The sequence below is a fragment of the Brachybacterium phenoliresistens genome (assembly GCF_000576425.1).
In the GTDB taxonomy this organism is placed as follows: Bacteria; Actinomycetota; Actinomycetes; order Actinomycetales; family Dermabacteraceae; genus Brachybacterium; species Brachybacterium phenoliresistens.
In genome coordinates this window covers 1-6,967 of sequence record NZ_KK070020.1, presented here as the reverse complement: position 1 = coordinate 6,967, position 6,967 = coordinate 1, and the positions used below count along the sequence as shown (strand labels likewise).

The 6,967-nt window shown below is 73.0% G+C and carries 8 protein-coding genes; 1 reads left to right on the top strand and 7 read right to left on the bottom strand.

What is annotated here, in order from left to right; translation table 11 throughout:
* Window positions 1–257: 257 nt before the first annotated feature.
* Entirely contained in the window at window positions 258–1,103 is an 846-nt protein-coding gene (locus BF93_RS18695; protein WP_038374775.1) for a sulfurtransferase, read from the bottom strand.
* 9 nt (window positions 1,104–1,112) lie between these two features.
* A complete protein-coding gene (locus BF93_RS18690; protein ID WP_038374774.1) occupies window positions 1,113–2,297 on the bottom strand; it encodes an endonuclease/exonuclease/phosphatase family protein in 1,185 nt (394 codons plus the stop codon).
* A gap of 67 nt (window positions 2,298–2,364) precedes the next feature.
* On the opposite strand from BF93_RS18690, the gene BF93_RS18685 reads away from it, so the two are divergent.
* Window positions 2,365–3,207 carry an NAD(P)-dependent oxidoreductase gene (locus BF93_RS18685; protein WP_038374773.1) on the top strand — a complete coding sequence of 281 codons (843 nt, stop codon included), beginning with the start codon at window positions 2,365–2,367 and terminating at the stop codon, window positions 3,205–3,207.
* A 104-nt stretch (window positions 3,208–3,311) separates the two neighbouring features.
* On the opposite strand, the gene BF93_RS18680 is transcribed toward BF93_RS18685, so the two are convergent.
* The 5 genes from BF93_RS18680 to BF93_RS19455 all read right to left on the bottom strand — a co-directional run.
* Entirely contained in the window at window positions 3,312–3,620 is a 309-nt protein-coding gene (locus BF93_RS18680; protein ID WP_038374771.1) for a hypothetical protein, read from the bottom strand.
* A 13-nt stretch (window positions 3,621–3,633) separates the two neighbouring features.
* Window positions 3,634–5,019: a TFIIB-type zinc ribbon-containing protein gene (locus tag BF93_RS18675; protein ID WP_156954214.1), complete on the bottom strand. Its 1,386-nt coding sequence runs from the start codon at window positions 5,017–5,019 to the stop codon at window positions 3,634–3,636.
* An 84-nt stretch (window positions 5,020–5,103) separates the two neighbouring features.
* Window positions 5,104–5,367 (bottom strand): hypothetical protein, encoded by a 264-nt coding sequence (locus BF93_RS18670; protein WP_051487227.1) that lies wholly within the window; start codon window positions 5,365–5,367, stop codon window positions 5,104–5,106.
* Window positions 5,364–6,596: a hypothetical protein gene (locus BF93_RS18665; protein ID WP_051487226.1), complete on the bottom strand. Its 1,233-nt coding sequence runs from the start codon at window positions 6,594–6,596 to the stop codon at window positions 5,364–5,366. Before BF93_RS18665 ends, BF93_RS18670 begins: the two co-directional genes overlap by 4 nt.
* A 266-nt stretch (window positions 6,597–6,862) precedes the next feature.
* On the bottom strand, window positions 6,863–6,967 hold a 105-nt coding region (locus tag BF93_RS19455), incomplete at its 5' end, for an SHOCT domain-containing protein (RefSeq protein WP_156954213.1).

Here is a 6,967-nt window from a genome sequence, read left to right as displayed (position 1 = left end):
CCGCGAAAGCGGCTTGAATTTGCTACGCCAAGAGAGGTATTCTCCGAGCACCTGTTGCGCTGACCGTTAGAACCCGCCGTCGAGAAGTGGAACGCCCGTCTGCAATTCCTGGAGCGCCGCGGCCACGGTCCCCCGGCGCTGCAGGCCTGATCTCATCCTGAGGGCAGGGCAGGCTCCGGGCCGGGCGGGATCCGGCGGTCTCGACTCGAGCCCTGGTCGGGATCAGCGGGCCGGGACGACTCGGTGCGGGAGTCGGGTCAGGGCTGCGGGCCGGTGGCCACGGGGCGCGCAGGATCGGCGCTCCAGCGGGACCAGGATCCGGGGAACAAGCGGGTGCGCCGGTAGCCGGCCCGCTCGAGGGCGAGCAGGTCGTGGGTGGCGGTGACGCCGGAGCCGCAGTAGACGATGACCTCGTCCTCGGGATCCAGCCCGGCCTCGGCGAAGCGCTGGGCCAGCTGGTCCGCCGCGAGGAAGCGGCCGTCCGCGTCGACGTTGCCGGGGAAGGGCACGTTGACCGCCCCGGGGATGTGCCCGGCGCGGGGGTCGATCGGCTCGACCTCCCCGCGGTAGCGCTCGGGGGCACGGGCGTCGACGACCGCGACCTCGCCGGAGGCGACCTCGTCGATGCTCGCGATGGCCGCGGCGGGCCAGGGGCGGTCGCTGAGGTCGCCGGGAGGCGGGGTGACATCGGCCGTGGAGAGCTCGCCGTCCCACGCGGCGAGACCGCCGTTGAGCAGAGCGGCCTCGATGCCCAGCGCGCGCAGCATCCACACCAGGCGGGAGGCCTGGGAGCCGTCGGAGTCGTCGTAGCCGATCACGATCGTGCCGTCGTCCACGCCCGCGCCGCGCAGCACGGCGGTGAGATCCTCGGCCGCAGGCAGCGGGTGGCGGCCCTCGGCGGCCGATGCCGGGCCGGCCAGCTGGATGCCCAGGTCGATGTAGACGGCGCCGGGGATGTGCCCGGCGAGATACGTGTCCCGTCCCTTGGAGCCGTCCAGGGCCCAGCGCACGTCCAGCAGCCGCACCGGGGCCGCGTCGGCGCGGTCCGCGAGCAGGGCACGCAGCTCGGGCAGGTCGATGATCGGGGAGATCGCAGGAGCCATGGATCGAGACTACGCGTCCAGACGCAGGTCCAGGCGCACCAGGCGGTGGTCGGAGGTGCGCGGGGACTTCGCCGCATCGGGCCCGATGAGGGCCCCGCCCGGCTCGGAGGGCCGCGGCCAGAACACGCCGGAGCCCACCACGGTCAGCTGCGAGGTCGGCAGCACGTAGTCCACCCGCAGCGGGCCGGGGCCGTCCGGGGCCGGGGTGAACGAGGCGGTGCGCTCCTCGTGGGCGGAGCCCGTCGGCCGCGTGTCGCGCAGTCGGGGGTGGCTGAGCAGCTGGTCGATCGCGCCGGGCCAGGAGTCGCCGTCCGTGGGATCGGCGTTGAGGTCGCCGAGGACCACGGCGGACGTGCCCACGGGCAGCCCGCCGGCCACGCCGGCGTCGTCCACGATCCAGGAGGCGGCGGAACCGCCGGCGAGGTAGTCGGCCCACAGCCGGATCTCGTCGTGGTTGCGCCGGGCGTTGCGGCGCTCGGGCCCGTCGAAGGAGGGCGGGGTCGGATGCGAGGCCAGCACGTGCAGCACGCTGGAGCCCACGGAGACGGGCACGTCCCAGTGGGACTTCGAGGACAGGCGCAGGGCGGAGATCTTCTCCGGCGAGTAGAAGCTCTCGGGGATGAGGTTGCTGGGCATCGACGCCCACGGGAGCTTCTGGAAGGTGCGCACGTCGTCGGTGCGGATCGGATAGCGCGAGAGGACCGCCATGCCGTACTGGCCCGGGAAGGCGCCGTAGCCGTAGGCGTCGCCCGGGCCTGCGAGGGCGCCGTCGCCGTCGAGGTCCAGCCCGCTGGGCTCGCCCGTGTTCACCGGGGCCGTGTACGCGTAGGGGTAGTGCACCGGCGTCGCGCCGCCCTGGGAGACCTCCAGGTAGTTGCGGCGCAGCAGATCCACCGCCTCGCCGGCCTCGTCGTGGTCGATCTCGTTCAGCAGCAGGATGTCGGGGTTGTTGACCTGGATGACCTGGGCGATCGCCTTGGCCTGCGCGTCCGTGCGGCGCGACAGGTCCCTCACCAGGTCCCCGGCCTTCTCGCGGAACAGGGACACGTTATAGGTCGCCACGCGCACGTCCATCTGCCGGCCCCAGCCGCCCAGGGCAGGCTGCGCGAGAGCTTCGACGGAGGTGAGCGCCAGGCCGGTGGCGCCGGTGGCGGCGGCCGCGAGGGCGTGACGGCGGCTGATCCGAGGCGACATGCCTCCATTGTGCACTGATGGTCCGCGGCGGGCCCGCGACCGGTCCGCCCGATGGCAGACTGCGGGCATGAGAATCGCCGTCCTGGGCACCGGTCGCATGGGGACCGAGCTCGCCCTCCACCTGCTCGAGAACCATGATCTGCGCGTCTGGAACCGGACCCCGGAGCGCACCGCGCGCCTGGCCGAGGCGGGCGCCGAGGTCGCCGCGAGTCCGGCCGAGGCCGTCTCCGGGGCGGAGGTCGTGGTCACCTCCCTGTTCGGGCCCGACGCGGTCCGCGAGACCGTGCTGGAGCCCGCGCTGATCCCCGCGGGGGTGCCCTGGGTCGACACCACCACCGTCTCCCCGGCCGATGCCGAGGAGTTCGCCGCCGCCGTGCCGACCTATGTGGCCGTGCCCGTGGTCGGGTCCCTGGGGCCGGCCCGCGCCGGGAAGCTCGGCGTGTACGTCGGCACCGCCGATGCGGCTCTGCGGGAGCGGATCCTGGATCTGGTCTCCCCGTGGGCGGATCCGGAGCGTCTGCGCGGCGTGGACAGCGCCGCGCGGGCGGCGGTCGGCAAGCTGCTGGCGAACCTCGCCCTGGCGGTGAGCGCCGAGGGCCTGCGCGAGGCGCTCTCCCTCGGCGATGCGACCGGCCTGGACCCCGAGGAGGTGCTGGACATGCTCGGCGGCACGGGCCTGGCCTTCATCGCCGGCATGAAGGGGCCGTTCGTGCGCGGCGAGCGCGGCACCGAGGGCGGGGACTTCAGCGTCAACGCGATCGCGAAGGACGCCCGGCTGCTGCTGGACACCGCCGGGGAGCTGCCTGCGGTGCGCGCCGCCCTGACCAGCCTCGAGCAGCAGCAGGACGCCGGGCGCGGGGAGCATGACTTCTCCGCGATCCTCACCGACCGCCCCTCCCCCGGAGCCTGAGCCCCGGACCTCCGCCCCAGGGGGTCCGGCGGTTCCCCGCCCCCAGGGGTCCGGCGGTTCCTCCGCCCCCAGGGGCCGGCGGTCCCGCTCTCCGGGAGGGGGCCTCAGCCCGAGATCTGCATGCGCCGCACCCGCTCGAGGTGCCGGGACTCGTTGGCGCCTCCCATGCGGCTGCCGCTGACGCGACGGCGATGCTTGATCTTCGCGTCCCGGGTCATCATGTTGCCGACCTCGACCTTGGACTCGCTCTCGAAGCGATAGCGCTTGTCCTTGTTGCGGTAGCGGGAGTAGATCCCCAGGTACACGAGGATCCCGGCGATGGGGCCCGCCGCCAGGACCCCGAAGGGATAGTCGCCGTCCGAGCCGCCGGCCAGCAGCATCGGATCGGCCAGGATCATCAGGTCCGTGATCATCGAGGTCTCCTCCTCACGCGAACATCGACAGGATGCCGCCGCCGACCGCGAGCACGGTGACGATGGTGGCGACCAGGCACGAGGCCCCGATCGCGCGCGGCTGGCTGATGGGGATCGAGCCCATGGTCTGCCCGGTGCGCCCGTTCACGGCGACGTAGTGGGACAGCCTGCCGTCGTACTGGCTGTACAGCCACACCGGCAGGAGCACGGCGACCCAGCGCGCCCCGCGCACGGAGACGCCCTCGGCCTCCCACTTCACGCCGCGGTCGTACTTCCCCAGGGTCGGCTGGGCCCGGGCGCGGGCGATCGCGAGGAACTTCTCCACGACCTCCTCGTCGATGTCGCCGATGTCGAGATCGCGGCGCTCGGAGGTGTGCCCGGTGAGGTAGTTGCTGTTGTAGACGAGGGCGTCCTCGACGTCGAAGGGCTGGATGGCCCGCAGCACGTAGTTGGTCGCCGACTCGTTGCGGTCGCGGTGGTAGCGCGTCGAGGACTGGGTGGCGAGGTCGTCGACCAGCAGGTCGAACTTGCGCGCCACCTGGTAGACGTCCACGTCGTAGTAGGTGCGGGTCTCCTCGCGGTCGCCCACCTTCACGCGTTCGGTGTAGGTGCGCACCGTGTCCTCGCCGGTGCCGGCGAGCTCGGCATGGATGTTCGCGTCGACCATGAGGTAGGGCATGTACACGCCCAGCACGTTCTCCGGCGTGAAGTCCCGCAGGAAGCGCCGGTCGGCGAAGGTGCGCCGGGCCCCCACGAACTCCTTCACCTTCTCGACGGCCTGCTCGCGGCTGAGGAGGAAGGGCAGCACCGCGTCGGGCACCGCGCCGTTGGGCACCTGCGTGTTGATCGACAGGGTCTGGCGGCACCAGTGGCAGCGGGACTGCAGCTGCTCCTCGAGCTTGATCACGACATCGGCCCCGCAGCCCTGGCACTTCAGGGTGACGACGTCCTGGTCCTCGACGATGTCCTCGCTGCCGGCGCCGATGGTGACGCCGCGCAGGTCCTGGATGGGCGAGGTGAAGCCGAAGGCCTCGTGGGCGTTGGGCTCGTTGAACGCGTAGCGGCAGTAGGAGCACACCAGGGCGCGCTGCGGGATGTCGTAGGCGATGTCGCTCGACCCGCAGCGGGGGCACTTGTCCAGCCCGTGCTCCTTGCGGATGCGGGTGCGCTCCTCGAGCGTCGGACCGGAGGGATGGGCCGCCTCCTCGACCTGCGCGAGCAGGTCCTCGGCCGATGCCGCCGGCTCCTGTCCCGCCGCGGGCCCTCCGTCGCCCGCCGGCTCCCCGGGCCCCGGGCCCATCGGACCGCCGGAGCCCGCACCCATCGGCCCAGCGCCCGGAGCGCCGGGGGTCGCCGGCCGCTCCCCCTGCGGACCCGGCCCGTTCACGTCATGGCTCATCGTCGCCTCACTGCTCCCCTTCGTACCGGCTGGACGGTCCCGCGCCGACGGTCTCCCGCGTCGGCGCCATCGGACCAGGATCGGTCATCGGACCAGGATCTTCTGCACGCGCGCCAGATGCTGGCTCGAGTTCGCGCCCACCATGCGGTCCTCGCGCTGGCGGTTGTTCGCCCCGAGGCGGACGTCGCGGCTGCGCAGGTTCGCCACCTCGGTCCGGGTCCCGGACTCGAAGACGAAGCGCAGGGGCACGTTGCGGTGGCGCCGGGAGAGCACCAGGTAGATCACCAGCGTCGTGATCGGCCCGATCACCATGCCCGCGAGGATCATCAGGAGGCCCAGGGCGCTCATACCAGCGCCTCCCCGATCATCAGGAGCAGCCCCAGCATGCCGAGCGCCGCGCCGACCAGGGCGCCGGGCACGCACGAGGCCAGCCACAGCTTCCCCTGGGAGACCGGCACCGACCCCTGGGTCAGCCCCGAGCGTCCGTTCACGGCGATGTAGTGGACCTCGTCGCCCTCCGGCGGGCTGTAGCTGTACAGCCACACCGGCACCAGCACCGTCAGCCAGCGGGTGCCGCGCACGGCCACGCCCTCGTGCTCCCAGCGCACCCCGCGGTCGTAGCCGACGACGGTCGGCTCGAGGCGGGCGCGGGCGATCGCCAGGAACCGGTCCTCGACCTCCTGGTCGACGTCGGTGACGTCGAGGTCGCGCCGCTGCGAGGAGAACCCGGAGAGGTAGTTGCTCGAGAACGCCACCGCCTGGTCGGTGTCGTACGGGGCCAGGGACTGGACGACGTGGTTCGTGGCCCGGGCGACGTTCCCGGCGAAGCTGCGCGCCGAGACCACCGCGAGGTCGTCGATCAGCAGGTCGAAGGACCGGTCGACCTGGTGGACGTCGGCGTCGTGGTAGGTCACGTAGTGGTCGCCGCGCTTGACCTGGTAGGTGCGGGTGGTGACCTCGCCCTTGCCGTGCAGCTCGGCGTGCACGTTGCCGTCCACCACCAGGTACGGGATGTACACCCCGAAGACGTTCTCGGGACGGAAGCCCTCGGTCACGTACGTCTTCGCGAAGCGACGCCGGCTGCCGATGAAGTCGCCGATGCGCCGCACCGCCTCCTCCCGCGACAGGGCGAAGGGCAGCACCGCATCGGGCACCGCACCGGTGGCGACCTGCGAGGAGACCGAGAGCTTCTGGCGGCACCAGTGGCATCGGGCCTGCAGCTGGTCGCTCACGCGCAGCATGACATCGGCCCCGCAGCCCTGGCAGCGCAGGGTCATGAGGCTGGCGTCCTCGCGCACGTCCATCGTCGCCGAGCCCAGCTGATGGCCGCGCAGCAGGGCGATCGGCGCGTCGAGGCCGAAGCTGCGTTCCGCGTTGGGCTCGTTCCATCGGCTGCGGCAGTGGCTGCAGTACAGCGCCCGCAGCGTGATGCTGTAGCCGATCTCCGTGGAGCCGCAGCGCGGGCACTTGTCGAGGCCGTCCGCGACCGGACGGCGAGTGTCGAGCACCGCGGTGCGGGCCATCGCCCGCCGCGTGGCCTCGCCGAGCGCCGGCAGACCGGGCGCGCCCTGGCCCATCGCCGCATCCGAGACCGGCGCCGCGCCGGCCCCCGGGGCAGCGCCGGCCCACGCCGACGCGCCCGCACCCGGGGCAGCGCCCGGCCCCGGGGCGGCGCCCGCACCCGGGGCAGCGCCCGGCCCCGGGCTCACGCTCTGGCCCGGGAGGCCGATGGACGGCCGCCCCGGCATCGGCCCGGCCGTCTGCTGCCCCGGCCTCGGGGCGCCGGGACGCTGACCGGGCGCCGGCCAGGGCTGCGGCCGCGCCCACGACTGCTCCGCCATGCTCAGAGACCGAGCGCCTTCTTCTTCGCCGCGTCGTAGTCCTCCTGCGTGATGAGGCCCTGGTCGAGCATCTGCTTGTACTGCGCCAGCTGCGCGACGGGATCCGC